Below are 25,123 nucleotides of genomic sequence, written 5' to 3'. Positions count from 1 at the left end.
GGCCGTTTTGTCGCTTCCGGCGCGGCTAGCGTGCTGCCGCACCCCCACCCCCGTACAGCTAAGGCAGGCACGCGATGAGCAGCACGCACCGGCGCACGGTGAGCACCCGTTCCAAGGTCATAGGGGGGATCGTCGCCGCGTCACTCGTCGGCGGCGGCGCCTTCCTCTTCTCCGGGACGGCCCTCGCGACCAAGGCCCCGGCGAAGAAGGCTCCCGCGACGTCCGCGACGGCGAAGGCCACCGGGGACGCCGCGGCCTTCGCGCCCTTCGTCGACACCTCCCTCACCCCCGCCCAGGACCTGGTCGGCACGGCGGCCAAGACCGGCGTCAAGGAGTTCAACCTCGCCTTCGTCACCTCCGGCGGCGGCTGCGAGCCGCTGTGGGGCGGCACCACCGGCCTGGGCGACGACAAGGTGGCCGCGCAGATCGGCGACCTGCGTGCCGAGGGCGGCGACGTCCGCGTCTCCTTCGGCGGCGCGGCCGGCTCCGAACTCGGCCTCAAGTGCGACGGCGCACAAGAGCTGACCAAGGCCTACGGCAAGGTCATCGACGCCTACGACCTCACGAAGGTCGACTTCGACATCGAGGGCGCCGCCCTGCCGGACACCGCCGCCAACACCCGCCGCGCCCGGGCCATCGCCGCGCTGCAGAAGCAGCACCCGGGCCTGGACGTCTCGTTCACGCTGCCCGTCATGCCCGAGGGGCTGACTCAGCCGGGCGTCGACCTGCTCGCCGACGCGCGGAAGAACGGCGTGAAGATCGACGCGGTGAACATCATGGCCATGGATTACGGCCCCTCCTACAGCGGCGACATGGGCACGTACGCCGAACAGGCCGCCACCGCGACGCAGAAGCAGCTCAAGAGCGCCCTCGGCCTCTCCGACGCGGCCGCCTGGAAGACCGTCGCCGTCACCCCCATGATCGGCGTCAACGACGTCACGACCGAGGTGTTCGGGGTCGACGACGCCCGGCAGCTCGTGGAGTTCGCCGAGGAGAAGGGGCTCGGCGCCCTCTCCATGTGGTCCTCGACGCGCGACAAGGCCTGCGAGGGCGGCGCCTCCGGAGCGGCCCAGCCGACGTGTTCGTCGATCGAGCAGAAGCCGCTGGCGTTCACCGAGGCGTTCGCCACGTACGACAAGTAGGGCCGCGCGGCCTTCGCCGCGTCAGGCCGTCGGTGAGCCACCCCCCGAGGTGCCCCGGCCGGAGTTCCCCCGCCCGGCCGGGGCACCGCCATGTCAGTCCAGGTCCGGGGCCTGCGGCAGCTCCCCGGAGGCCGCCACCTTCGCGTACCAGTGGGCACTGGACTTGGGGGTGCGGGCCTGCGTCTCGTAGTCGACGTAGACCGCGCCGAACCGCTTGCTGTAGCCGTACGCCCACTCGAAGTTGTCCAGCAGCGACCAGAGGTAGTAGCCGCGCACGTCGGCCCCCTCGGCGATCGCCTCCCGCACCGCGGTCAGATGGCCGTGCAGATAGCGGATGCGCTCGGGGTCGTGGACCTGGCCGCCCGCGCCCGGCCTGTCGTCGTAGGCCGCTCCGTTCTCCGTCACGTAGAGCGGAACCTCCGGGGCCTGAGCGGTGTACTCAAGGAGAAGGTCCTTCAGACCGGTCGGGTCCACCGGCCAGTCCATGGCGGTGAGTTCACCGGGCGCCCGGTGGAAGGAGACGTGCTCGTCGGCGCCCGGCCAGGGGGAGTGGCTGCTCGCGCCGTGCCCGTCGGGGCGCGGCCGGCCGGCGCCGTCCGGGGAGGCGGCCGAGACGACGGAGGGGGCGTAGTAGTTGATGCCGAGGAAGTCCAGCGGATGGCGGGCGGTGCGCAGATCGTTGTCCAGGACGAAGGACCAGTCCGTGACACCCGCGGTGTCCGCCAGCAGATCGTCGTCGTACGTGCCGCGCAGCATCGGCCCGGTGAAGACGCGGTTGGCCAGCGCGTCGATCCGCCGGCACGCGTCCCGGTCGGCGGCGGACGGGGTGAGCGGACGCACTGCGCTCGGGTTGAGGCTGACACCGATCCGGGCCCGCCCCGGCAGACCGTCGCGCAGCGCCTGCGCGCCCAGGCCGTGCGCGAGGTTGAGATGGTGAGCCGCGCGCAGGGCGGCCGCGGGATCGGTGCGGCCCGGGGCGTGCACCCCCGAGCCATAGCCCAGGAAGGCGCTGCACCACGGCTCGTTGAGCGTCGACCACATCTCCACCCGGTCCCCGAGCGCCCCCGCGACGATCCCGGCGTACTCCGCGAAGCGGTGGGCGGTGTCCCGCTCAGGCCAGCCGCCGCCCGCCGCCGAGCCGCTGGGGAAGGCGTCCTCCAGCTCCTGCGGGAGGTCCCAGTGGTAGAGGGTCACCATCGGCTGGATGCCGTGCGCGAGCAGCTCGTCGACGAGCGCGCGGTAGAAGTCGAGCCCGCGCTGGACGGCGGGCCCCCGCCCGGTGGGCTGCACCCGCGACCAGGAGACCGAGAAGCGGTACGCGGACAGCCCCAGGTCCGCCATGAGGCGCACGTCGTCCCGCCACCGGTGGTAGTGGTCGACGGCGACATCCCCGGTGTCGCCGCCGAGCACCTTGCCCGGCGTGTGGCTGAAGGTGTCCCAGATGGAGGGCGTGCGGCCGTCCTCCCGCACGGCCCCCTCGATCTGGTACGCGGCGGTCGCGGCGCCCCACAGGAAGCCGGGCGGAAAGGTGAGGCCGGTGGCGGTGGTCGGGTCCGGGTCCGGGGTCGGTCCCGGGGTCGGCCCCGGGGTCGGATTCGCGGAGGTCAGAGACATAGGAGCGCTCCCATGGTTCGTACGGAGAAGGGGAGTTGAGGGAGATGGGGGAGATGCGATGGGGCGGGTTGGTGAGGCGGACGTACGGGGAGGGCTCAGCCCTTGACCGCGCCCTGCATGATCCCGCCCACGATCTGCTTGCCGAACAGCACGAACGCGAGCAGCAGCGGCAGCGTGCCGAGCAGCGCGCCCGCCATGATCACGGACTGGTCGGGGATGGCCCCGCGGCCCAGCCCGGCGAGCGCCACCTGCACGGTCGGTTCGCCCTCCTGGGTCAGGGCGATGATGGGCCAGAAGAAGTCGTTCCACGCCATGACGAAGGTGAGCATGGCCAGGACCGCCATCGCGGGGCGCGCGGCGGGGAAGACCACGTGCCAGATGACGCGCCAGCTGTTCGCCCCGTCCACCCGGGCCGCCTCGATCAGCTCGGTGGGCAGCGCCTCCGAGAGGTACTGCCGCATGAAGAACACCCCGAAGGCGCTGACCAGCGTCGGCAGGATCACGGACTGGAGCTGGTCGGTCCAGCCGAGATCGGCCACCACCATGAAGAGGGGCACGACACTGAGCTGGGGCGGCACCATCATCGTGCCGATCACCAGCAGCATCAGCAGGCCGCGGAAGCGGAAGCGGAGCTTGGCGAAGGCGAAGCCGGCCAGGGTCGAGAAGAGCACGGTGCCGACGGTGATGGTGCCCGCCACCACCAGCGTGTTGAGGAGCGCCGTGCCCATGTTGGCGTCGGTCCAGGCGATCTCGAGGTTCTTGAAGAGGTTGCCGCCGAACCAGAAGGGGGGAGGGGTCTCGGCGAGCCGGGTGTTGTTGCGGGAGGCCGCGATCGCGGTCCACACCAGCGGGAAGAGCGAGCCGACGGTGAAGAGGATCAGCACGGCGTAGGTCACCTTGCCGCCGTGCAGCTGGCGCCCCGCGCCCCGCTTCTCCCGCTTTCCGCGCCCGCCCGCGCGCCGCGTGTCCCGCACGGCAGGACCGCCGGGCCCGGTGGACAGAGTGGTGGTCACGTCATCCCCTCACGCGCTCTTGCGGAGCCGGCGGCTGATGGCCCAGTTGACGAGGCCGATCAGCACGAGAATCAGGAACATGGTCCAGGCGATCGCCGAGGACCGGCCGAGGTGCTGGTTGAACCAGCCCTGTTCGTAGAGATAGAGCCCGAGCGTCTGGAACTGGTGCTCGGTGCCTCCCGTGGGGCTCGCGCCCTGGCTGAACAGCAGCGGCTCGCCGAAGAGCTGGGTCGCCCCGATCGTCGAGACGACACAGGTGAACAGGATCGTCGGCCGCAGCGAAGGGATCGTGACGTGCCGGAACTGCTGCCACCGGCTCGCGCCGTCGAGCGCCGCCGACTCGTACAGGTCGTGCGGGATGGCCTGCATCGCCGCCAGGTAGATGAGCGCGTTGTACCCCGTCCACCGCCAGATCACGATGGAGGAGACGGCGAACTGCGCGGTCCAGTCGCCGTTCTGCCAGTCGACGGCGTCGACGCCGACCAGGCCGAGCCCCCAGTTGATCATCCCGTGGTCGGTGCGGCTGAACATCAGCACGAAGACCAGCGTCGCCGCGGCCACCGACGTGGCGTACGGCGTGAGGATCGCGACCCGGAAGAACATCGAGCCGCGCAGCCGGTAGTTGAGGAGGTGGGCCAGGCCGAGCGCCATCGCCAGCTGGGGCACGGTGGAGAGGAGGCCGATGGTGAACGTGTTGCCCAGCGCGTTCCAGAAGAATTCGTCGTCCCAGAGCCGGGTGAAGTTGTGCAGCCCCACCCACTCCATGTCGGTCGGCGCGCCGAGCTCCACGCGGTGCAGGGAGGCCCACCCCGTATAGAGGAGCGGGAAGAGGCCGAAGGCGAGGAAGAAGAGGAAGAAGGGGGCGATGAAGGCATAGGGACTCCACTTGACGTCCCAGCGGTAGCGGCGGCTGCGCCGTGCCCGGCGGCGCTCGTCGGCGGGGTCCGCGGACCGCGTGCCGGTCCCGGCGCGGGGGACCGCGCCCTCCTCCCCCTGGGAGGGCGCGGCGGTGCTGGCGTCGCTCGTCATCCCGCTCACTGGTCCAAAGCGTTGTCGATCGTCTTCACGGCCTTGTCCCAGGCCTCGTCGGGAGAGGTTCCCTTCTGGTCGACGCCGAGCATCCCGGTGTCGGCCAGGTACTGGGAGATGATTCCGTCCTTCGGGCCGATGGGCTGGACCGGCACGCCCTCGGCGGCCCGGGAGAAGATCTGGCCCACGGGCGCGTTGCCGAAGTAGGGGTTCTTGGCGTCCTTGACCTCGGGCAGGTCGTAGGCGGCGTCGGCGCTGGGGAAGCTGGCCCGCTCGTCGAAGAGGGTGGCGAGCTGCTTGGGCTCGGTCAGCCAGGCGGCGAGCTTCGCGGCCTCCTCCTTGTTCTTGCCCGCCTCGGGCACGGTGAGGAAGGAGCCGCCCCAGTTGCCGGGCTTCGGCGAGGGCGCGACGTCCCACTTGTCCTCGCCCTTGTCGCCCGCCTTGTCCTTGATGTAGCCGAGCATCCAGGGCGGGCAGGTGATGGTGGCGAAGGAGCCGTTGGAGATGGCCTGGTCCCAACTGGGCTGGAACTGCTGGAGCTTGGCGGTCAGTTTCGCCTGGGCGAACTGGGCCGCGAGGTCCCAGCCCTCCTTCACCGCCGGGCTGTCCTTGTAGACCAGCTCGCCGTCCTTGTCGTAGAACTTCTCCTTGCCCGAGGCGTGCACGGCCGCCATCACGCCGGTCGCGCCGTCCACGAAGGAGGTGCCCTTGGGGGCCTTGGCCTGGTAGCGCTTGCCCGCCGCGAGGTACTTCTGCCAGTCGCCGGCCCACAGCTTGCCGACCTCGTCGCGGTCGGTGGGCAGGCCCGCCTTCTCGAAGAGGTCCTTGCGGTAGCAGATGCCGGTCGGGCCGATGTCGGTGCCGAGCCCGATCGTCTTGCCGTCCTTGGTGGTGCCCTGCTGCCACTTCCAGTCGAGGAAATCGCCCTTGTCGACGCCGGAGACCTTGCCGAGGTCCATCAGCTTGCCGGAGTGGGCGGTGGTCAGCTCGGCGATGTTGCCGACCTCGACGGCCTGGATGTCGGAGAGGCCGCTGCCGGTGCTGAGGTGGGTGAGCAGGGCGGGCCAGTAGTTCTCGTTGCGCTGCACGGAGTTCTGCTTGATCTTGATGTTCGGGTGGAGCTTCTCGTACTCCTTGTAAAGACCGGCCTCCTGCAGGCCGAAGGCTCCGAAGACGCCGATCGTGAGCGTCGTTCTGCCCTTGCCGCCGCCTCCGCCGCCGCCCGATGAGCCGCCGGAGTCCTCCTTGTCCTCGGCGCAGCCGGCGAGCAGCCCGGCGGCGAGCGCGGTGACGGCCGCGAGGACGGTCACCCTGCGGTACGTACGCGTGCGGTAGGTGCGGGTCCTGTGGCGCATGACGTCCTCCTCGTGCCCCTTGACGTGCCGGCCGCCCTCGGTCAACTGCTGTAACTGGTACGTGAGTTGACGTTGTGTACGGGGGCGGGGGACGTGCGGGTCTTGTAAGAGCCAGGTACGGTGGGAGCGCTCCCATGTGTGATGTCTTGAAGAGTCGCGGCTCTCCGCGGGGGTGTCAAGGCGGCGGACGCCAAGAGTTGAAGGCGTCCGGCGGGCGGCGGCGAGGCCGCACCCGGGCCGGGCCGGCCGGGAGGACGGCCGCGGACCGGCTGTTAGATTCGCGTCGTTGGGAGGCACGGATGGGGACTGGTCAGCCCAGAGGGCGCAGTGGGGGGAGGCCCACGCTCGAGGAGGTGGCGGCGCGCGCCGGAGTCGGCCGCGGCACCGTCTCCCGGGTGATCAACGGCTCGCCGCGGGTGAGCGAGCGCACCCGCGCGGCCGTCGAGGAGGCGGTCGCCGAGCTCGGTTACGTCCCGAACACGGCGGCGCGGGCGCTGGCGGCGAACCGTACGGACTCGATCGCGGTCGTCGTGCCCGAACCGGAGTCGCGGTTCTTCGCCGAGCCGTACTTCTCGGACATCATCCACGGCGTGGGCCAGGCCCTCTCCGACTCGGACATGCAGCTCCTGCTGACCTTCGCGGGCGGCGACCGCGAACGCAGGCGCCTGGCCCAGTATCTGGCCGCGCACCGGGTGGACGGCGTGTTGCTCGTCTCGGTGCACGCCGACGATCCGCTGCCCGACCTCCTGGAGCAGCTGGACATCCCCGCGGTGATCAGCGGCCGCAGATCGGCCGACGAGACGCTGGCCTCGGTGGACTCGGACAACTTCGCGGGGGCCAGGGCGGCCGTCGCCCACCTGGTGGCCCGCGGCCGCCGCACCATAGCGACGATCACCGGCCGGCTCGACGTGTACGGCGCCCGGCGCCGCCTGGACGGTTACCGCGACGCCCTGGCGCACGCGGGGCTCCCGGTCGACGAGAAGCTGATCGTGCGGGGCGACTTCACGGAGGAGGGCGGCCGCCGCGCGATGGCCGAACTCCTGGAGAACTGCCCGGAGTTGGACGCGGTCTTCGCCGGCTCGGACGTGATGGCGGCGGGCGCCCGCCAGGTGCTGCGCACTGCGGGCCGCCGGATACCGGAGGATGTGGCCCTGGTCGGCTTCGACGACTCGGCCATCGCCCGCCACATGGATCCGCCGCTGACCAGCGTGCGCCAGCCGATCACCGAGATGGGCCGGACGATGACGGAGCTCCTGCTGGCGGAGGTCGCCTCCCGGGCGGAGGCCGCATCTCTCGCGGACGCCGCCTCTCCCGCAGCGGCCGGAGAGGACCATTCCGCGGCCGGCCTGCGCGCGCGCCGCCCGCAGATCGTGCTGCCCACCCGGCTCGTGGAGCGGGCGTCGTCCTGACCGCGGCCCGCCAACACGCTGCGTAACCCTTCGACATGCGCTTCCCGTCACCCCGGCCGAAGCTGTGACGGGGGGACGAAGCCGATCGTGAAGGCACGAAGGGAGCCCGCCATGGGCATGAAGGACCAGTTCCAGGACAAGGCCGAGCAGCTCAAGGACCAGGCGAAGAAGGCGCGGTCCGGCGCGCAGGACGAGGCGTCGCAGCGCGGCGGCCAGGCGAAGGACCGGGCCCGCAAGGGTCAGGACCAGGCCCGGGACGCCGTCGACGACGCGCGGGACCGCTTCCAGTCCTGACTGTCCGGCCCTGGCCGATGCCCGGGCCCGGCGAGCAGAACCGCGGCGGCTGTGGCGCCGCGTGAACGAGCCCCCGACTCGCATGCCGAGTCGGGGGCTCGTCGTCTCAGGTGTTGCTGCAGTGGTTGCCCTCGGCCGGGTTGAGGAGCCCGAGGATGTCCACGGTGAGACCGCAGGCGTTGACGGGGACCTTGACCGGGATCTGGATGTTGTCGCCGGAGAGGATGCCGGGGCTGTTGCCGGTCGTGGCGGTGGTCGGGTCGCCGTCGGCCAGGGCCTGGCCGGCCCCGCCCAGTACGGTCAGACCCGAAAGCAGTACGGCGGCGGTGAGAATACGGGCACGGCGCATTGAGGACCTCCAAGGGTTCGGGGACGCGTGCGAATCCAACTCACCGCAGTCCACGCCGATTCGCGACCGCTGACCGCCATATGAACGAAGCCCGGCCGCGGGGCGCACACCCGTCATGTCCGGGTGCGCCGGGGGTATTCGGGCTCCATGAACTTACCGAAACCGCTGAAGCTGACGCTGATCCTCCTGCTCATGTACGCCTTCTGCGTGCTGCTCTTCCGCTACCGGCGCGACGGCATGGACTGGGGTCCCGCGCTGCTCATCGGGCTGGTCGCCGCTCCGCTGGCCCTGCTCCTCTCCTGGGGCAGGGAGCGGTTGAACGGCAGGGCCCGGCAGGCGGGTCAGCGGTGGCGGGAGCGCCGGCAGGGCGGCGGCTGAGACGTCGGGAGCACTCCCGTGAGACGACTTCTCCAGTGGCGGGCCGAATGAAGCGTGCATAGAACGGGAGACACGCTCACATGCGGGGCGAGGACGTCCCGCTGAAATGGAGAAGTGACATGGCCGCTGAGTCATTCTCTGCCGCCGGGGATTCCTCCGGGGCCGGCGAACCTATGGTTTCGACGTCGGTTCACTGGGGCACCGCGCAGCTCGGCGCCCCACCCCGTGACCAGCCCGCCCCCCAGCCGCAGGCAGTCGAGCACGCCACGGACGGCGTTCCGCCGGAACCGGCGGTGTACGGCACCGACGCGAGGCCCCCGCAGCGCCCCGCGCACGCACCCAACTGCGGCCCCCCGGAGCCGGCGCCGCCCGGCGCCGACGACGACGCGGTGGAAGAGCTCATACGAGTCGCCGTGGTCTCCAGGCCCCTGGACGACGTCGTCGACCTCGTCACCCTCCTGGAGCAGTCGCCCGACGACATGCCGACCGCCGCGTCCGTCCTCCGTCTGGCGGCCGTGGCCCGTTCCGTCGACGACGTCACCCGGCTGGTGGAACTGCTCGGTCCGCCGGAGCATCCGGCCGACCACATGGACCAGGCCATCCGGCACGCGGCCGAGGAGCGGCCCATCCCGGAGGTGAGCCGCCTCGTCCACCTGCTCTCCCGTCCGCCGCACGACCCGCACAGCGGCGCCGAGGTGGTGCACGCCGCGGGTACGAGCAGGTCCGTCGAGGACCTGATGGAGCTGATCGGCAGCCTGCGTGACCACAAGGGCGCCGTTCCGCCCGAGGCGACGGCCCCGAACGCGAACGCGCCGGGCACCCCGTCCGCCGGGGCCGCCACCCGCCCCGCACCCGGCACGCCGGGAGCGCCCGCCGCTGCCGCCCCCGTCGCATCCCTGCCGGGTGCCTCTCGCCCGCAGGCCAGGACCCCGCTGGTGTGGCTACGCCGTCTCGCGGGCCTGCTGCTCCTGCTCTGTGCGGCGGCCCATTTCCCGGTGCGCTGGTCGGGCGCCCCCACCGTCGCCCTCTCGGCCGCGGTGGCGGTCTGCGTCCTCTGCGCCGCGGCGGGCGTGGCGCTCCTGCTGAGCCGGTCGCCGGTCGTGGCGGTGCTGAGCACCTTGGTGGCGGGCGCGCTGGCCGTCGGCCATCTCCTGGACGACCGGATCCACTCCACGACGCTCGCGTACGTGCTGCGGCCGCCCGGCGGCGTGGCGGCCCCGCTCCCGATGCTGTCGGCGGCGCTCGCGACGCTGGGCGCGCTGCTGGTCGTGGCGTTCACGGTGGCCGGCCTCAGGGCAGCGGCGGGCCGGACCCAGACGGTGCGCTAGCCGACGCGGACACACAGAAGGACAGACAGACAGAAGGGCACACACGCAGAAGGGCCGATCCGTTCTCACGGATCGGCCCTTCTTCTTCAGGGTGAGTGACGGGACTTGAACCCGCGGCCACCTGGACCACAACCAGGTGCTCTACCAACTGAGCTACACCCACCATGCCCGGTCTTTTGTCGTTCTTCCGACCGGCCGAGAAAAAGTGTACAGGGTCTGGAGGGGTGCTCGCGCACACGTTTTCCCGACCCCGTACACGGGGCTCCCGCCCGGGCTATTCCGCAGGCAGGACGTGCTTGGCCGCGATCGTCCTCGCGGTGTCCGAGTCCGGGCCGGGCTGCGGGACGAAGATCGCCTCGCGGTAGTAGCGCAGCTCGGCGATGGACTCGCGGATGTCGGCGAGCGCGCGGTGGTTGCCGTTCTTGTCCGGGCTGTTGAAGTAGGCCCTCGGATACCAGCGCCGGGCCAGCTCCTTGATGGAGGAGACGTCGACGATCCGGTAGTGGAGGTACTCCTCCAGCGTCCGCATGTCCCGCAGCAGGAAGCCGCGGTCGGTGCCGACCGAGTTTCCGCACAGCGGAGCCTTGCGGGGCTCCTTGACGTGCTCACGTACGTACGCCAGGACCTGCTCCTCGGCGTCCGCCAGCGTGGTGCCGCCGGCCAGCTCGTCGAGGAGCCCCGAGGCGGTGTGCATGGCGCGCACCACCTCGGGCATGGTCTCCAGCGCCGCGTCCGGCGGGCGGATCACGATGTCCACACCTTCGCCGAGCACGTTCAGTTCCGAGTCGGTGACCAGTGCGGCCACCTCGATAAGTGCGTCGTCCGTCAGCGAGAGCCCGGTCATCTCGCAGTCGATCCACACCATGCGATCGTTCATGCGTCTTACCCTACGGCGCGCTCCTCTGGCCGGGCAGGGGAGCACGTCCTGGCGCGTACACGTCCGAGTGCGGCTTGCCGGGCTCGGTGGGCACCGAGGCCGAGGGGCCCAGCGCGCTCGCGGCCGCCGTGCGCCGGGTCTGGGAGGGCACCGGACCCGCCTCCACCAGCGCGGGAACCGCCTGCGCCGTCGCCGAGACGGACTCCAGCGCCCGCTCGCCCTGCGGCCTGCGGGCGCGGTAGGCGGCCCGGTAGGCGGCGGGGGAGGAGCCCAGCTGGCGCCGGAAGTGGCCCCGCAGCGCCACCGGCGAGCGGAAGCCGCAGCGGCCCGCGACCTCGTCGACGGAGTAGTCGGAGGTCTCAAGGAGCCGCTGCGCCTGCAGCACCCGCTGGGTGATCAGCCACTGCAGCGGCGCGCTGCCGGTGAGCGAGCGGAACCTGCGGTCGAAGGTGCGCCTGCTCATGTACGCGCGCGCGGCCAGGGTCTCCACGTCGAACTGCTCGTGGAGGTGTTCGAGGGCCCACGCGACGACCTCGGCGAGCGGGTCGGCGCCGATCTCCTCGGGTAAAGACCTGTCGAGGTAGCGCTCCTGGCCGCCGGCCCGGCGCGGCGGCACCACGAGCCTGCGGGCGAGCGCGCCCGCCGCTTCGTTGCCGTGGTCCGTGCGCACGATGTGCAGACAGAGATCGATTCCGGCCGCGGTCCCGGCACTCGTCAGGACGTCCCCGTCGTCGACGAACAGCTCGCGCGGATCCACGTGGACGGACGGATAACGCTTCGCGAGCGTCGGCGCGTACATCCAGTGGGTGGTCGCGGGCCGCCCGTCCAGGAGTCCCGCCGCGGCGAGCACGAACGCACCGGTGCACAGCCCGACGATGCGGGCGCCCTCCTCGTGCGCGCGGCGCAGCGCGTCGAGCGCTTCCGGCGGCGGCGGTGACGTGATCGACCGCCAGGCCGGCACGACGACCGTGCCTGCCCGGCCGATCGCCTCCAGCCCCTGTGGCGCGGTGAGTTCGAGACCGCCGGTGGTCCGCAGCGGTCCCTCCTCGCCGGCGCACACCAGCAGCCGGTAGCGGGGGACGCCGGCGTCCTGCCGGTCGATGCCGAACACGGAGAGCGGTATGGAGCTCTCGAAGATGGGACCGCCGCTGAAGAGCAGCACCGCTACGATCTCCCGGCGGCGCCGCCCCGAGAGTTTCCGAGCCGCGGCCTCCGGCGCGGCAGTGGAGTCGTGGCTCATGGTGCTAAACCCCCCTCGGTCGTCGCGGCTCCCCGTTCCTGACGTGCTTGACGTGCTTGCTTGGCTTGTCGCTGCTGCACGTTTCCCCTCGGTCCTCCACCAGTCCCCCGCCGTAATACAGTCAAGATCGAATCTACTGCGTCCCGTGCTGCCGGGGTGACCAGTTCATCACTCGGCAGATTGTCGACATGGCAACTTGGCGTGAAGCATTCGATCACGAAGCGTTGCACTCGCGCGGCTTGCTGGGAAGTGGGCCTTCGCTCCATGGCCGGTCCCCGTAGGGTGCACGCGGCCGGAGAGCACCTTTCAGCCCTGGTCGGACGGGGGTTGAGAGGGCGTTCGGCCAGGGGATCCGGGGGCCCCGGAAGTTGGCTGAAAAGCTACGGGAGCGTGTGTGTGAATCAGTCAGTCGACCGGCGCACTGTCGGCACTGTGACGGGTGCCCCTGTGCGCCCCCGGAGCCGTCCTGCCGTGCCGCCCGCGGTGCCCGTCGTTCTGTTCTGCAAGCAGTCGCGCGGCGCCCCGTTCGGACTGGCGCAGGAGCACCCGGCAGACCCCGGTGACGGCCACCAGGCCGAGGGCCGAACCGGCGGCGCCGGCCAGTGACGTGCCGTACCCGATGAGGACGACGGGCACCAGCACGCAGCTGAACGCGGCCCAGCGGACCACGTCGCTCGCCGAGTCGGGCGCGGGCCCGTCCTGCGTCTCCCGCGCGCCCTCGGGCGGGCGCCGGTGGCTGTTGGCCGCCCTCTGTCCCCCTTGCCGGGTCTGCCGGGTCCGCCGGTCCGGCCGGGCCGGCTGGTCCTGCGGGGCTTGCTCGGGTGAATCCGGGAAGCGGGTGGCGGATGGGGGCGCGGTCGAAAATCCAGGCACGGCGTGCTCCCTGTGGCGGTGAGGTACGGAGGTTCAACGGCCGGCCCCGCGCCGGGTCACTGGGGAGGGCGCCGGGTGGCGCCGGACGGGTGGGCAAAACGCCTGTAGGAGGCAGCAACCATTGCCATACGGGCGAGGCTCGTGCATGCTCCGGTGAGCGCCGGGAGGCCTGTGCAGGGCCCCGGTGGGGCTCCGTGCGGGGCTTTTCGCAGGCTCTGGGCAGGAGGGGAGTGTCGCCGTACCCTTGGGGGTATGGGGTTGGGAAGATGATTCCCGGACGACCTTCCAGGTCCTGAACTTGTCCACCACCTGAAAAAGCCGACCCTCCCACAGAGGACTCCTTCGCCGAGACACCGATGGCCGGTCACGAATTCTCCGAACCCGCGGACCGCAAGCGGCAGGTCGCCGATCCGACAGCGACCCCCCGAGCGGCGGAAGAACCGCGCCACTCCTGCGATCCGGCCTTCCGGCACGGGGTCGTCGTCGGCTTCGACGGTTCGACCTCCAGTGAGCGGGCCCTCGCCTACGCGATCGGCATGGCCCACCGTTCCGGCTCCGGTCTGATCATCGTCCACGTCGCCAACCGGCTGCCCACCACCGTGTGGGCGGGGTGCGAGCCCCCGGTCTTCGTCGACGTCCCGGACCACCGCACCGAGGTGCTCGGCCTTGAGCTGGCCTGCGCGGACTACCTCGCCGAGGTGCCGTGGATCCTCGTCGAGCGAGGCGGCGACATCTGCCACGAGCTGGAGGAGGTCGGCCGCGAGTACAGCGCGGACGCGATCGTCGTCGGCTCCACGCACGGCATCGTCGGCCGCATCTTCGGCTCCGTCGCGGGCCGGCTGGCGCGCCGGGCGCAGCGCCCCGTCATCGTCATCCCGTAACACCCGCCCGCGCCGGGCGAGTTGAGCTGCCACATCGCCGAACTCCCTTACGGGGAACGTTCCGTATGCAGATGAATCTACTCGCGCGTAGAGGTGGTTCGCGCCTTTGTGAAGGGTACATAACGGTCGTCGACGCGGAGCGGTACGAACGCACCGTCGCGCCCCTGCACATGAAGGGAGCCCGCCGTGGGCAAAGGCGTCTTCGCGGGAAACGCCACCGCCACTCTCGGCCAACTCGCCCTGGCTCCACGGCTCTTCCGGGGCGCCCCGCCGGCCGGAGGGTGACGGCCGCCGGCCGAGCCGGGCGCGGGTCGGGGTAATGGGCGACCCCGGCCCCTCGAAAGGACGACCCCCTGTGCGCTGGTGGCACGCACAGGGGGTCGTCCGCATCGTCCGCGTGGGACCCGCGACTACTCGACGGTCACGGACTTCGCGAGGTTGCGCGGCTTGTCGATGTCCCGGCCGAGCGCCAACGCCGTGTGGTAGGCGAGGAGTTGCAGCGGAATGCCCATCAGGATCGGGTCCAGCTCGTCCTCGTTCTTCGGGACGACGATCGTCTGGTCGGCCTTCTCCTGCTCCTGGTGGGCGACCGCGAGGATCTTGCCGCTGCGGGCCTTGATCTCCTCCAGGGCGGCGCGGTTCTTCTCCAGGAGGTCGTCGTCAGGGACGATCGCGACCGTGGGGAGCGCGGGCTCGATGAGGGCGAGCGGGCCGTGCTTCAGCTCGGAGGCCGGGTAGGCCTCGGCGTGGATGTACGAGACCTCCTTGAGCTTGAGGGAGGCCTCACGGGCGACGGGGTAGCCCCGTACGCGCCCGATGAAGAGCATCGAGCGGGCCTCCGCGTAGCTCTTGGCGATCTTCTTGATCTCGTCCTCCTGCTTGAGGATCTCCGAGATCTGGCCGGGCAGCTTGCGCAGCCCCTCGATGATCCGCTTGCCGTCGGAGACCGACAGGTCACGGATGCGGCCCAGGTGCAGGGCGAGCAGCGCGAAGGCGACCGTGGTGTTGGTGAAGCACTTGGTGGAGACGACGCAGACCTCGGGGCCCGCGTGGACGTACACGCCGGCGTCGGCCTCACGGGCGATCGCCGAGCCGACCACGTTCACCACGCCGAGGACGCGGGCGCCCTTGCGCTTGAGCTCCTGGACGGCGGCGAGCACGTCGTACGTCTCGCCGGACTGGGAGACCGCGATGTAGAGGGTGTCGGGGTCCACGACCGCGTTGCGGTAGCGGAACTCGGACGCCGGCTCCGCGTCGGCGGGGATGCGGGCCAGCTCCTCGATCATCTGGGCGCCGATCATGCCCGCGTGGTACGAGGTGCCGCAGCCGAGGATCTTGACGCGGCGCACCTTGCGGGCGTCGTGCGCGTCGAGGTTGAGGCCGCCGAGGTGCACGGTGGAGAAGCGGTCGTCGATGCGGCCGCGCAGGACGCGGTCGACCGCGTCGGGCTGCTCGAAGATCTCCTTGTGCATGTACGTGTCGTGGCCGCCCATGTCGTACGACTCGGCCTCCCACTCCACGGTGGTCGGCGAGGCCGTCGTGCGCGAGCCCTCGGTGGTGTAGGTGCGGTAGTCGTCGGCCTTGATGGTGGCCATCTCGCCGTCGTCGAGGGTGACGACCTGGCGGGTGTGGGAGACGAGCGCGGCGACGTCCGAGGCGACGAACATCTCCTTCTCGCCGATGCCGAGGACGACGGGGGAGCCGTTGCGGGCGACGACGATGCGGTCGTTGAAGTCGGCGTGCAGGACGGCGATGCCGTACGTGCCCTCGATGTGGCGCAGCGCCTCGCGGACCTTCTCCTCCAGGGTGTCGGCCTGGGAGCGGGCGACGAGGTGGGTGAGGACCTCGGTGTCCGTCTCGGAGAGGAACTCGACGCCGTCGGCGGTGAGCTTGGCGCGCAGGTCGGAGGCGTTGTCGATGATGCCGTTGTGGACGACGGCGACCTTGTCGTCACCCGACATGTGCGGGTGGGCGTTCTCGTCGGAGGGCGCGCCGTGGGTGGCCCAGCGGGTGTGCGCGATGCCGGTCGTGCCCTTGAAACGGGCGGGGACCTTGGCCTCCAGGTCGCGGACGCGGCCCTTGGCCTTCACCATCTTCAGGCCTGCGGCCTTGGGACCGGTGACGGCGATGCCCGCGGAGTCGTAGCCGCGGTACTCCAGGCGCTGCAGGCCTTCGAGGAGCAGCGGGGCGACGTCACGCTTGCCGATGTATCCGACGATTCCGCACATAGAGGGATTCCTAGCCGTAGACGATGCGGCGCAGCTGCCGGAGCGTGAGCTCCGGAGGCGCGACCGCGCGGTATGCGAGATCCGCCGAGATCTTCTCGAAGATCGCCGCGTTCAGCAGGCCCTGACCCTGCAGTTCGCGGTGGCGGCGACGGACGAACTGTTCGGTCGTCTCGTCGAAGTAGGCGAGCACGTCCTGGATGACCCGTAGCGCTTCGCCCCGCTGGAGCGGGGTGCTGCGGGTGAGGTGGTCCACCAGGTCGTCGTGCATTCGTTGATCCTGGGGTATCGCATGCCCTTTCGCAAGAATCCTGCCCGGAATCGGGCAGGGACGTGTCGGAACGGGTCATGGAGCGGGCCATGGCAGGGGTCACATGCGACGCAGGACCGCCTGCTTGGCCGTCGCGAACTCCTCGTCGGTGAGGACCCCGGCCCGGTGCAGCTCGCCCAGCTCCCGCAGGCGGCGCAGCAGGGCGTCGTGATCGTCGCCCGGGGGGTGCGCCGCCGGGGCCGGGGCCGCCGCGGGGGAGGCGAGCGTCTTCGGGGCGGCGGGCGCCGCGGGGTGCGGCAGCCGGGCCTGGACCGCGGCCGCCACCAGCGCCATCAGGGGGTCCTTCTTGAAGCCCCACAGCTCGACCGCGTTCGGGTCGTACTTCGGCGGGGCCTTGGTCGGGGCGTTCCGCACGGTGAAGCGGAGGTGGCCGTTCTCAAGCCCGGCCGCCGGCTGCCACTCCACGGCGACGATGTCGTCGAGCGCCAGCGAGCGCGTACCGGCCGCCGCCTTCGCCTCCTCCGTCTTCCAGTTCCACTCCAGGCGGACGGTCTCCCCGTCGAAGCTCGCCGTGCCGTCCCCCGCCGAGACCGACAGCGGCACGGAGGGCCCGCCGAAGAGGTAGGCGTCGCAGGGCGCCGCCGGCACCTGTTCGAGCAGATGGGCGTTGCGGACCTCGTCGACCAGATACTCCGCGACGCCGTACCGGTCCGGCTCCACGTGCAGCTGGTACGGGTCCACGGAGTCCGTCAGCTTCCCGCCCGCCGCCTGGAGCAGCGGGTCGGCGCCGTCCCGCAGGCGCAGCCGCAACCGGCCCGACTTCCTGCCCTGTTCGAAGGCGATGCCCGCCAACGCCCGGAGCGGCACGGAGAGTTCCCCCAGCGTCCTGCGGAGCAGCGAGACGTTCTTGTCGCGGCCCGGCACCAGCCGCAGCGTCTCTCCGTCGAAGGTCCACGTTCCGTCGCGCTGGATGATTTCCGCCATGCGGGAATTCTCGCACCGAGCCTTCGGATGACTGGTCTACACCCCTTGACCCCTTGTAGGGCCCGGGTTACCAATGGGGACCGTTCGATCGCGATGCACCACAGATGCGCCACGCGCCACGTGCCACCACAGACGCGCCGCACACGTGCCCCACCGCGGCGCCGGCCCGTCGAAGGGACCCGCTCGTGAGATCGCAGAGAAAATCGACACGATTGTTCGGCGCGCTGCTGCTCGTGGCGGCCGCCGGAATCTCCTCGTTCGCCGCCGCGCCCGCCCCGCGGCCGGACACCCCGCCGCCCACCCCGCTCGGCCGGATCGTGCCCGCGCCCCTGAACGCCGAGGCGGGCGGCGCCGGTTACGAGATCACCCCGAGGACCCGGATCCGCGTCGCCGAGGGCAATCCCGAGGAGCGGCGCGTCGGCGAGTACCTCGCGAAGCTGCTGCGCCCCTCCACCGGCTACAAGCTCCCGGTCACCACGGGCAGCGGCGGCGACGGCATCCGGCTGCGCATCAGCGCCGACCCGGCCAACAAGGTGCTCGGCGCCGAGGGGTACCGCGTCATCTCCGCACGCGACTCCCTCACCATCACCTCCTGGACGGGCGCGGGGCTCTTCCACGGCGTCCAGACCGTGCGCCAGCAACTGCCCGCCGCGGTCGAGGGGAAGACGGCGCGGCGCGGCCCGTGGCGGATCGCGGGCGGCACCATCAAGGACATGCCGCGCTACGGCTACCGCTCCACCATGCTCGACGTCTCCCGGCACTTCTTCACCGTCGACCAGGTCAAGCGCTACATCGACCAGGCCGCCCTCTACAAGATGAACAAGCTCCACCTGCACCTCAGCGACGACCAGGGCTGGCGCATCGCCGTCGACTCCTGGCCGCGGCTCGCGACGTACGGCGGGTCCACGCAGGTCGGCGGCGGCAAGGGCGGCTTCTACACGAAGGCCCAGTACAAGGAGATCGTGGAGTACGCGGCCTCGCGGTACCTGGAGGTCGTCCCCGAGATCGACATGCCGGGGCACACCAACGCCGCGCTCGCCTCGTACGCCGAGCTGAACTGCGACGGTGTCGCGCCGCCGCTCTACACCGGCACCGAGGTCGGCTTCAGCTCGCTGTGCGTGAAGAAGGACGTGACGTACGACTTCGTGGACGACGTGATCCGCGAGCTGGCCGCGATGACGCCCGGCCCCTACCTCCACATCGGCGGCGACGAGGCGCACTCCACCAGCCACGAGGACTTCGTCGCCTTCATGGACAAGGTGCAGCCGGTGGTCGCCAAGTACGGCAAGACGGTGGTCGGCTGGCACCAGCTGACCGGGGCGAAGCCCGCCGAGGGCGCCGTCGCGCAGTACTGGGGGTACGACCGGACGTCCGCCGCCGAGCGCGAGCAGGTCGTGAACGCCGCGAAGAACGGCACCAAGCTGGTCCTCTCGCCGGCCGACCGCTCCTACCTCGACCACAAGTACACCAAGGACACCCCGCTCGGGCTCTCCTGGGCGGGCTACGTCGAGGTGCGGCGGTCCTACGACTGGGACCCGGGCACGTACCTGGCGGGCGCCCCGGCGGACTCGGTCATCGGCGTCGAGGCGCCGCTGTGGTCGGAGACCCTCTCGACCTCGGCGCACCTGGACTACATGGCGTTCCCGCGGCTGCCCGGCATCGCCGAGCTCGGCTGGTCGCCGGCGGCCACGCACGACTGGGACGCGTACAAGGAGCGGCTCGCCGCGCAGGCCCCGCGCTGGGACGCGCTCGGCATCGGCTACTACCGGTCGCCGCAGGTGCCCTGGCCCGCGAAGTGACCCGTGAAGTGACGGGGACGGGCGCCCCGGAGGACCGTCTCCGGGGCGCCCGCCGGCTCAGAGGGCGGCGCGCCGCACGCTCCGCCACCGCTCGCGGGTGCAGAAGCACAGCAGGGCTTCCTTCTCCGGCTTCTGGACGACGGTCTCGGCACGGAATCCGGCGGCCTCGAAGAGGGTGAGCGCCGCGGTGTCGCGCACGTCGGGCTCGACCACGAGCCGCTCGGCCGCCGGGTCGGCGAACAGCTCCCGCACCGCCGCGGTGAGGGCGCCGAGGCCGAAGCCGGGGACGCGGGCCCGGTGGGGTGCGGTCAGCAGGTGCAGGCCGACGTCGCCGGGGCGCGGCTCGTAGAGGCCGGCGAGTTCGACGTGCCGGGGGTCGTACCGCTCCACGAGGAACGAGGGCACGCCCCTGTACAGGCCGAGGTAGGCGTCCTGGTGCTCGGCGGCGGCGATCGCCATGTAGGCGCGCTCGACGTCGGTCAGCGTGGCGTGCCGCATCATCCGGTGGGCGGCCTCGGGGTGGGTGAGCCAGCCGTGCACCAGTTCCGCCTCGGTCAGGGGGTCGAGGGGGCGCAGGGTGAAACCGGTGGCGGTACGCGGCCGGACGCGGAGGTCAGCAAGCGCGATCAACGTTCTCTCCCGGGGACTGCTCGACCGTATGTACTTAGGTAAGCCTAACCTAACTTCCCCCTTCTCGTGGGGGGTGTCCGAAAAACGACGGCTGCCCCCTCCCGTTCGGAAGGGGGCAGCCGCAGACCGCGGAGGCGTGGGGCTACTTCAGCTTCTTCGCCTTCTCGATCGCGGTGGCCAGGTCCTCCAGGATCGGCGCGCACTTGGCGTACGAGAAGATCGGCTCGGTGACGCGCGGGATGACCTGTCCGGCCTTGACCGCGGGCAGCTTCTTCCAGGTCGGCTTGGACTTGTCGAGGTCGGCCGGCTGGAGGGCCGAGGTGCGGTTGTCCATCATGATGAGGTCCGCGTCGTACTTGTCGACGTTCTCCCAGCTGAGGTTCTCGAACCAGCCGCCGGACTCCTTCTTGGCCTTCTCCGGCGGTTCGATGAAGTTCACGCCGAGCGCCTTGAAGTACTCCAGGTCGACCGAGAGGTTCGAGCCGGAGACGTAGAACAGGTCCTGACTCGCGGAGCCGACGAGGACCTTGATGTCCTTGTGGGCCTTGGCGACCTTGCGCAGCCGCTCGGAGGCCTCCTCGAAGCGCTTCTTCGCCTCGCGGGCCTTCTGCGACCTCACGTCCGCGCCGAGCGACTCGGCGAGCGCCTGGATGCGCTGGAGCGGGTGCGTCAACTGGCGGTCGTAGACGCTGATGCCGACGCTCGGGGCGAGCTTCAGGATCTTGTCCTTGCTCTCCTCGGGCACGTACCAGAGGGTGCCCTGGTCGTCGAACATCGTGGAGATCAGCACGTCCGGGGCGAGGCCCGCGTACTTCTCGATGTTGAACTGGCCCCACTCGTTGCCGATGACCGTCAGCTTGCTGACGTCCATGTCGCCGGCCTGGACGTCGGGCTTGCCGTCCTTGGTCTTCGTCGGGCCGAAGACGCCCTTGACCTCGATGCCGTAGTCGAACAGGGCGGCGGCGACGCCGGTGAAGGCCACGATGTTCTTCGGCGTCGCGTCGCGCTTGGCGGTGGTGCCGCGGTCGTCCTTGAAGCTCCAGGGCCCGGTCTTGCCGCCCCCGGTCTCGCCGGACCCGTCCTTTTTCTCGGAGCCGCAGGCCGCCAGGGCGGCGGTGAGGCCGAGGGCGCCGCCGGCGGCGAGGATGCCGCGGCGGGAAGGCTGGGGGAAGCGGGCCTGGGGCATGAGGGTCTCTGCTTTCGTGACGTACGGCGGCGGGGCCGCTGGCCGGAAGTAGAGCTTAGGCTAACCTAAGCTAACTTCTGGCCGGCGACCCCGCCGCCGTACGGCCCGGGTCAGCCCGCGAAACCCAGCTCCCGGGCGATCAGCATGCGCTGCACCTCGCTCGTGCCCTCGCCGATCTCCAGGATCTTGGAGTCCCGCCACATGCGCGCCACCGGGTACTCGTTCATGAAGCCGTACCCGCCGTGGATCTGGGTGGCCTCACGGGCGTTGTCCACCGCGACCGTCGACGAGTAGAGCTTGGCGATGGCCGCCTGCTTTTTGAAGGGCTCGCCCGCGACCAGCCGCGAGGCCGCGTCGTGCCAGCCCACCCGGGCCATGTGCGCCCGCATCTCCATGTCGGCGATCTTGAACTGGATGGCCTGGTTGGCGCCGATCGGCCGGCCGAAGGCGTGCCGCTCCTTGGCGTACTTCACGGACTCGTCGACGCAGCCCTGGGCGAGCCCGGTGGCCAGCGCGGAGATGGCGACGCGGCCCTCGTCGAGGATGTGCAGGAACTGGGCGTACCCGCGGCCCTCCTCGCCCAGCAGATTGGCGGCGGGCACCCGGACGTCGGAGAAGGACAGCTCGCGGGTGTCCGAGGCGTTCCACCCCACCTTCGAGTAGGGCGCGGCGACGGTGAAGCCGGGGGTGCCTGACGGCACGATGATCGAGGAGATCAGCGGGCGGCCGTCGTCCTTGCGGCCGGTGACGGCGGTGACCGTGACCAGGCCCGTGATGTCCGTACCGGAGTTGGTGATGAAGCACTTGGAGCCGTTGATCACCCAGTCGTCGCCGTCGCGCACCGCCGTCGTGCGGGTGCCGCCCGCGTCCGAGCCTCCGTCCGGCTCGGTCAGGCCGAACGCGCCGAGGATCTCGCCGGAGCACAGCTTCGGCAGCCACTCCCGCTTCTGCTCGTCCGTGCCGAACAGGTGGATCGGCATCGCGCCGAGGGAGACGCCCGCCTCCAGGGTGATCGCCACGGACGAGTCGACGCGGGCCAGCTCTTCGAGGGCGATGCCGAGCGCGAGGTAGTCGCCGCCCATCCCGCCGTACTCCTCGGGGAAGGGCAGGCCGAACAGGCCCATGCGGCCCATCTCGCGGACGATCTCGTAGGGGAACTCGTGGCGCTCGTAGAAGTCACCGATCTTGGGGGCGACGACGTCGTGGGCGAACGCCTCGACCGTGCGGCGCAGTTCCTCGTGCTCGGGGCTCAGACGGTGGTCCATCGTTCTTCACTGCTCCTGGTGGGAGGCGGTCGCGGTCTGCTCGTCGTGGGAGCGGGCCGTGAGGGCGCGGACGGTGCGGGAGGGGCTCGGACGGCCCAGCCGGTCGGCCATCCAGGCGCTGGTGGCGCTGAGGCGGACGAGGTCGACGCCGGTGTCGATGCCGAGGCCGTGCAGCATCCAGATGAGGTCCTCGGTGGCGAGGTTCCCGGTGGCGCTCTTCGCGTACGGGCAGCCGCCGAGGCCGCCCGCGGAGGCGTCCACCGTGGTCACACCGTGCTGGAGCGCGGCCAGGGTGTTGGTGAGCGCCTGCCCGTACGTGTCGTGGAAGTGGACGCCGATGCGCTCGGTCGGCACCTGCACGGCGTTGAGCGCGGCGAGCATCGCGTAGACGTGACCCGGGGTGGCCACGCCGATCGTGTCGCCGAGGCTCAGCTCGTCGCAGCCCATGTCGAGCAGGGCGCGGCAGACGCGGACGACCTTGGAGATGGGGACGGCGCCCTCCCACGGGTCGCCGAAACACATCGAGAGGTAGCCGCGCACGTGCGCCCCCTGCTCGCGGGCGCGGGCGACCACCGGGGCGAACATCGCGAGCGCCTCGTCCACCGTGCGGTTGAGGTTGGCCCTGGCGAACGAGTCGGTGGCGCTGGCGAAGACGGCGACGCGGCGCGCGCCGAGCGCGAGGGCCCGGTCGAGGCCGCGTTCGTTCGGCACCAGGACCGGCAGGTGCACGTCCCGCAGATCGTCGAGGAGCGGGAACAGCTGCTCCGCGTCGGCCAGTTGGGGCACCCACTTGGGGTGCACGAAGCTGGTCGCCTCGACGGTGGTGAGGCCCGCGTCGGCGAGCCGGTGGATGAACTCCGCCTTGATCTCGGTGGGGAGAGCCGTCTTCTCGTTCTGCAGGCCGTCGCGGGCCCCCACCTCGTGGATGCGGACGCGGGACGGCAGGCCACGGGTCGGCACGACCATCGGGAGCGGCGCGGACGCCAGCTCCAGCGGCTCGTCCCCGGGCGTCGGGGTGGGGCTGCTCATGCCTGCTCCTCCTCGGGGGTGACGACGGCGAGGACCTGGTCCATGGCGACGGTCGTGCCCGGGGTGACGTCCAGCTCGGTGACGGTGCCGGCGTGCGGGGCGGAGATGACGTGCTCCATCTTCATCGCTTCGACGACCAGGAGGCTCTGTCCGGCGGCCACGACGTCCCCGGGGGAGACCTTGACGACGGTGACGGTGCCGGGCATGGGGGCGGTGAGGGCGTCGGCCCCGGCGTGCGCGGCGCCGGTCAGAGAGGCCGCCACGGGGTCGTGGTCCTGGATGTGCCAGGCGTCGCCCTCCCTGCCGAGCCAGTCGCCGGCGCGGCGGAAGGTGTGCAGGGTGCCGTCGACGGTCACCGAGACGCACTCGGGCGTGACGGTGTGGCCGGTGCCGCGGAGGCGGTGGGTGACGGGTTCGAGTCCCGCGGCCTTCAGCCAGTGCGTGACGGGCGCCGGGGTGCCCCCGAGCCGCCAGCCGCTGGGCACCGAGAAGGGGTCGGTCCAGCCGTCGCCGGAGGGGCGCAGGGCGTCCTCGCGGACGGCGGCCGCCGCCTCGTACACCTCGTCGGGCACGCCGTCGGGGACGAGCGAGGCGGCCTCGCGCTCCACCAGGCCGGTGTCCAGCTCGCCCGCCACCACGGCCGGGTGGGCCAGCAGCCGGCGCAGGAAGCCCGCGTTGGTCGGCACGCCCAGGGTGACCGTGTCGGCGAGGGCGGCGCGCAGCTTGCGCAGGGCCGTCGCGCGGTCGGGGCCGTACGCGATGACCTTGGAGAGCATCGGGTCGTAGAGGCTGCCGACCTCCGTGCCCTCGCTCAGCCCCGAGTCGGTGCGCACGCCCGCGCCCTGCGGCTCGTGCAGGGACAGGATGGTGCCGCCGGAGGGCAGGAAGCCGCGCGCGGGGTCCTCCGCGCAGACACGGGCCTCCACCGCGTGCCCGGTGAGCGTGATGTCGTCCTGCGTGAACGGCAGCGGCTCGCCCGCGGCCACCCGCAGCTGCCACTCCACCAGGTCGAGCCCGGTGATCAGCTCGGTGACCGGATGCTCCACCTGGAGGCGGGTGTTCATCTCCATGAAGTAGTACGAGGAGGGGTCGGAGCCGGGGACGATGAACTCCACCGTGCCCGCGCCCGCGTACCCGCACGAGCGGGCCGCCTGGACGGCCGCCTCGCCCATCGCCGCGCGCGTCGCCTCGTCCAGGAGGACGCTGGGCGCCTCCTCGATGATCTTCTGGTGGCGGCGCTGCAGGGAGCACTCGCGCTCGCCGAGGTGGATCACGTTCCCGTGGCCGTCGGCGAGGACCTGGATCTCGATGTGCCGCGGCCGGTCGACCCACCGCTCCACGAGCAGCGTGTCGTCGCCGAAGGAGGCGCGGGCCTCGCGCCGGGCGGCGGCGATCTCGTCGGCGAGGAGCGCCTCGTCCCGGACCAGGCGCATGCCCTTGCCGCCGCCGCCCGCGGAGGGCTTGAGCAGCACCGGCGTGCCGATCTCGCGGGCCGCGTCGGCCAGTTGGGCATCGGTGAGGCCGCTGCCGGAGGAGCCGGGGACGACCGGGACGCCGGCCGCCCGCACGGTCTCCTTGGCGCGGATCTTGTCGCCCATGAGGGAGATGGCGTCGGCGGGCGGGCCGATGAAGACCAGCCCCGCGCCGGCGCAGGCCGCCGCGAACTCCGCGTTCTCCGCGAGGAAGCCGTACCCCGGGTGGACGGCCTGGGCGCCGGACTTCGCGGCCGCCTCCAGGATGCGGTCCACACGCAGATAGCTCTCGGTGGCGGGCGCCGGACCGATCCGTACCGCCGTGTCGGCCTCGCGCACGTGCCGGGCGTCCGCGTCGGCGTCGCTGAAGACGGCGACGGAGCGGACGCCGAGCTCGCGCAGCGTACGGATGACGCGCACCGCGATCTCGCCGCGGTTGGCGACGAGCACCGTGTCGAACATGGTCCCTCTCCCCGGGGT

At 71.4% G+C, this 25,123-nt stretch carries 23 protein-coding genes and 1 tRNA gene; 7 read left to right on the top strand and 17 right to left on the bottom strand.

The window, feature by feature from the left end; all coding sequences use genetic code 11:
• Nucleotides 1–74 precede the first annotated feature (74 nt).
• Nucleotides 75–1,142, top strand: a complete 1,068-nt coding sequence (locus tag ACZ7DY_RS13310; RefSeq protein WP_471133948.1) for a chitinase — start codon at nt 75–77, stop codon at nt 1,140–1,142.
• Nucleotides 1,143–1,235: 93 nt separating this feature from the next.
• Here the strand turns inward: ACZ7DY_RS13310 and ACZ7DY_RS13305 are convergent, their stop codons facing one another.
• The 4 genes from ACZ7DY_RS13305 to ACZ7DY_RS13290 form a co-directional block, all read right to left on the bottom strand.
• A complete protein-coding gene (locus ACZ7DY_RS13305; protein WP_471133946.1) occupies nt 1,236–2,756 on the bottom strand; it encodes a GH1 family beta-glucosidase in 1,521 nt (506 codons plus the stop codon).
• 95 nt (nt 2,757–2,851) lie between these two features.
• Complete coding sequence (locus tag ACZ7DY_RS13300) at nt 2,852–3,730, bottom strand: carbohydrate ABC transporter permease (protein ID WP_471134551.1); 879 nt, start codon at nt 3,728–3,730, stop codon at nt 2,852–2,854.
• Between the two features lie 48 nt (nt 3,731–3,778).
• Nucleotides 3,779–4,798: a carbohydrate ABC transporter permease gene (locus ACZ7DY_RS13295; RefSeq protein ID WP_471133943.1), complete on the bottom strand. Its 1,020-nt coding sequence runs from the start codon at nt 4,796–4,798 to the stop codon at nt 3,779–3,781.
• A 5-nt stretch (nt 4,799–4,803) separates the two neighbouring features.
• A complete protein-coding gene (locus tag ACZ7DY_RS13290) occupies nt 4,804–6,153 on the bottom strand; it encodes an ABC transporter substrate-binding protein (protein ID WP_471133940.1) in 1,350 nt (449 codons plus the stop codon).
• A 299-nt stretch (nt 6,154–6,452) separates the two neighbouring features.
• Here ACZ7DY_RS13290 and ACZ7DY_RS13285 point away from each other — a divergent pair, with 299 nt between their 5' ends.
• Together ACZ7DY_RS13285 and ACZ7DY_RS13280 are read left to right on the top strand one after the other, a co-directional pair.
• Complete coding sequence (locus ACZ7DY_RS13285; protein WP_471133937.1) at nt 6,453–7,562, top strand: LacI family DNA-binding transcriptional regulator; 1,110 nt, start codon at nt 6,453–6,455, stop codon at nt 7,560–7,562.
• A gap of 111 nt (nt 7,563–7,673) precedes the next feature.
• A complete protein-coding gene (locus ACZ7DY_RS13280) occupies nt 7,674–7,856 on the top strand; it encodes a hypothetical protein (RefSeq protein WP_471133934.1) in 183 nt (60 codons plus the stop codon).
• Nucleotides 7,857–7,962: 106 nt separating this feature from the next.
• Here ACZ7DY_RS13280 and ACZ7DY_RS13275 read toward each other — a convergent pair whose 3' ends face one another.
• Nucleotides 7,963–8,205 (bottom strand): chaplin, encoded by a 243-nt coding sequence (locus ACZ7DY_RS13275; protein WP_471133931.1) that lies wholly within the window; start codon nt 8,203–8,205, stop codon nt 7,963–7,965.
• A gap of 147 nt (nt 8,206–8,352) precedes the next feature.
• Here ACZ7DY_RS13275 and ACZ7DY_RS13270 point away from each other — a divergent pair, with 147 nt between their 5' ends.
• Entirely contained in the window at nt 8,353–8,583 is a 231-nt protein-coding gene (locus ACZ7DY_RS13270) for a hypothetical protein (RefSeq protein ID WP_471133928.1), read from the top strand.
• A gap of 173 nt (nt 8,584–8,756) precedes the next feature.
• On the top strand, nt 8,757–9,911 hold the full coding sequence (locus ACZ7DY_RS13265; RefSeq protein ID WP_471133925.1) for a hypothetical protein: 1,155 nt from the start codon (nt 8,757–8,759) through the stop codon (nt 9,909–9,911).
• Between the two features lie 90 nt (nt 9,912–10,001).
• Here ACZ7DY_RS13265 and ACZ7DY_RS13260 read toward each other — a convergent pair.
• The 4 genes from ACZ7DY_RS13260 to ACZ7DY_RS13245 form a co-directional block, all read right to left on the bottom strand.
• Nucleotides 10,002–10,074: transfer RNA gene (locus ACZ7DY_RS13260), tRNA-His, on the bottom strand.
• A gap of 111 nt (nt 10,075–10,185) precedes the next feature.
• Entirely contained in the window at nt 10,186–10,788 is a 603-nt protein-coding gene (gene orn, locus ACZ7DY_RS13255; RefSeq protein WP_471133922.1) for an oligoribonuclease, read from the bottom strand.
• 10 nt (nt 10,789–10,798) lie between these two features.
• Nucleotides 10,799–12,028, bottom strand: coding sequence for a helix-turn-helix domain-containing protein (locus ACZ7DY_RS13250; protein ID WP_471133919.1), 1,230 nt, complete (start codon nt 12,026–12,028; stop codon nt 10,799–10,801).
• Between the two features lie 405 nt (nt 12,029–12,433).
• Entirely contained in the window at nt 12,434–12,901 is a 468-nt protein-coding gene (locus tag ACZ7DY_RS13245; protein WP_471133916.1) for a hypothetical protein, read from the bottom strand.
• A 356-nt stretch (nt 12,902–13,257) separates the two neighbouring features.
• Between ACZ7DY_RS13245 and ACZ7DY_RS13240 the strand changes: the two genes are divergently transcribed.
• Nucleotides 13,258–13,782, top strand: coding sequence for a universal stress protein (locus ACZ7DY_RS13240; RefSeq protein ID WP_471133914.1), 525 nt, complete (start codon nt 13,258–13,260; stop codon nt 13,780–13,782).
• 410 nt (nt 13,783–14,192) lie between these two features.
• On the opposite strand, the gene glmS is transcribed toward ACZ7DY_RS13240, so the two are convergent.
• The 3 genes from glmS to ACZ7DY_RS13225 all read right to left on the bottom strand — a co-directional run bounded on the left by glmS (nt 14,193) and on the right by ACZ7DY_RS13225 (nt 17,262).
• A complete protein-coding gene (gene glmS, locus ACZ7DY_RS13235) occupies nt 14,193–16,010 on the bottom strand; it encodes a glutamine--fructose-6-phosphate transaminase (isomerizing) (protein WP_471133912.1) in 1,818 nt (605 codons plus the stop codon).
• Nucleotides 16,011–16,020: 10 nt separating this feature from the next.
• Entirely contained in the window at nt 16,021–16,278 is a 258-nt protein-coding gene (locus tag ACZ7DY_RS13230; RefSeq protein WP_355819837.1) for a hypothetical protein, read from the bottom strand.
• A gap of 99 nt (nt 16,279–16,377) precedes the next feature.
• A complete protein-coding gene (locus ACZ7DY_RS13225; RefSeq protein WP_471133910.1) occupies nt 16,378–17,262 on the bottom strand; it encodes a DUF4429 domain-containing protein in 885 nt (294 codons plus the stop codon).
• Nucleotides 17,263–17,366: 104 nt separating this feature from the next.
• Here ACZ7DY_RS13225 and ACZ7DY_RS13220 point away from each other — a divergent pair, with 104 nt between their 5' ends.
• A complete protein-coding gene (locus ACZ7DY_RS13220; protein WP_471133907.1) occupies nt 17,367–19,061 on the top strand; it encodes a beta-N-acetylhexosaminidase in 1,695 nt (564 codons plus the stop codon).
• A 57-nt stretch (nt 19,062–19,118) separates the two neighbouring features.
• Here ACZ7DY_RS13220 and ACZ7DY_RS13215 read toward each other — a convergent pair whose 3' ends face one another.
• The 5 genes from ACZ7DY_RS13215 to ACZ7DY_RS13195 all read right to left on the bottom strand — a co-directional run bounded on the left by ACZ7DY_RS13215 (nt 19,119) and on the right by ACZ7DY_RS13195 (nt 25,105).
• A complete protein-coding gene (locus tag ACZ7DY_RS13215) occupies nt 19,119–19,691 on the bottom strand; it encodes a GNAT family N-acetyltransferase (RefSeq protein WP_471133904.1) in 573 nt (190 codons plus the stop codon).
• 142 nt (nt 19,692–19,833) lie between these two features.
• Nucleotides 19,834–20,877 carry an ABC transporter substrate-binding protein gene (locus ACZ7DY_RS13210; RefSeq protein ID WP_471133901.1) on the bottom strand — a complete coding sequence of 348 codons (1,044 nt, stop codon included), beginning with the start codon at nt 20,875–20,877 and terminating at the stop codon, nt 19,834–19,836.
• Between the two features lie 110 nt (nt 20,878–20,987).
• Nucleotides 20,988–22,142: an acyl-CoA dehydrogenase family protein gene (locus ACZ7DY_RS13205; protein WP_471133898.1), complete on the bottom strand. Its 1,155-nt coding sequence runs from the start codon at nt 22,140–22,142 to the stop codon at nt 20,988–20,990.
• Nucleotides 22,143–22,148: 6 nt separating this feature from the next.
• Nucleotides 22,149–23,171: a hydroxymethylglutaryl-CoA lyase gene (locus tag ACZ7DY_RS13200; protein ID WP_471133895.1), complete on the bottom strand. Its 1,023-nt coding sequence runs from the start codon at nt 23,169–23,171 to the stop codon at nt 22,149–22,151.
• A complete protein-coding gene (locus ACZ7DY_RS13195) occupies nt 23,168–25,105 on the bottom strand; it encodes an acetyl/propionyl/methylcrotonyl-CoA carboxylase subunit alpha (RefSeq protein ID WP_471133893.1) in 1,938 nt (645 codons plus the stop codon). Before ACZ7DY_RS13195 ends, ACZ7DY_RS13200 begins: the two co-directional genes overlap by 4 nt.
• Nucleotides 25,106–25,123: the final 18 nt, after the last annotated feature.

The sequence above is a fragment of the Streptomyces sp. NPDC037013 genome, assembly GCF_055607265.1.
The sequence above is the reverse complement of the archived record's forward strand: the minus strand, read 5'-3'. Positions and strand labels throughout refer to the sequence as shown.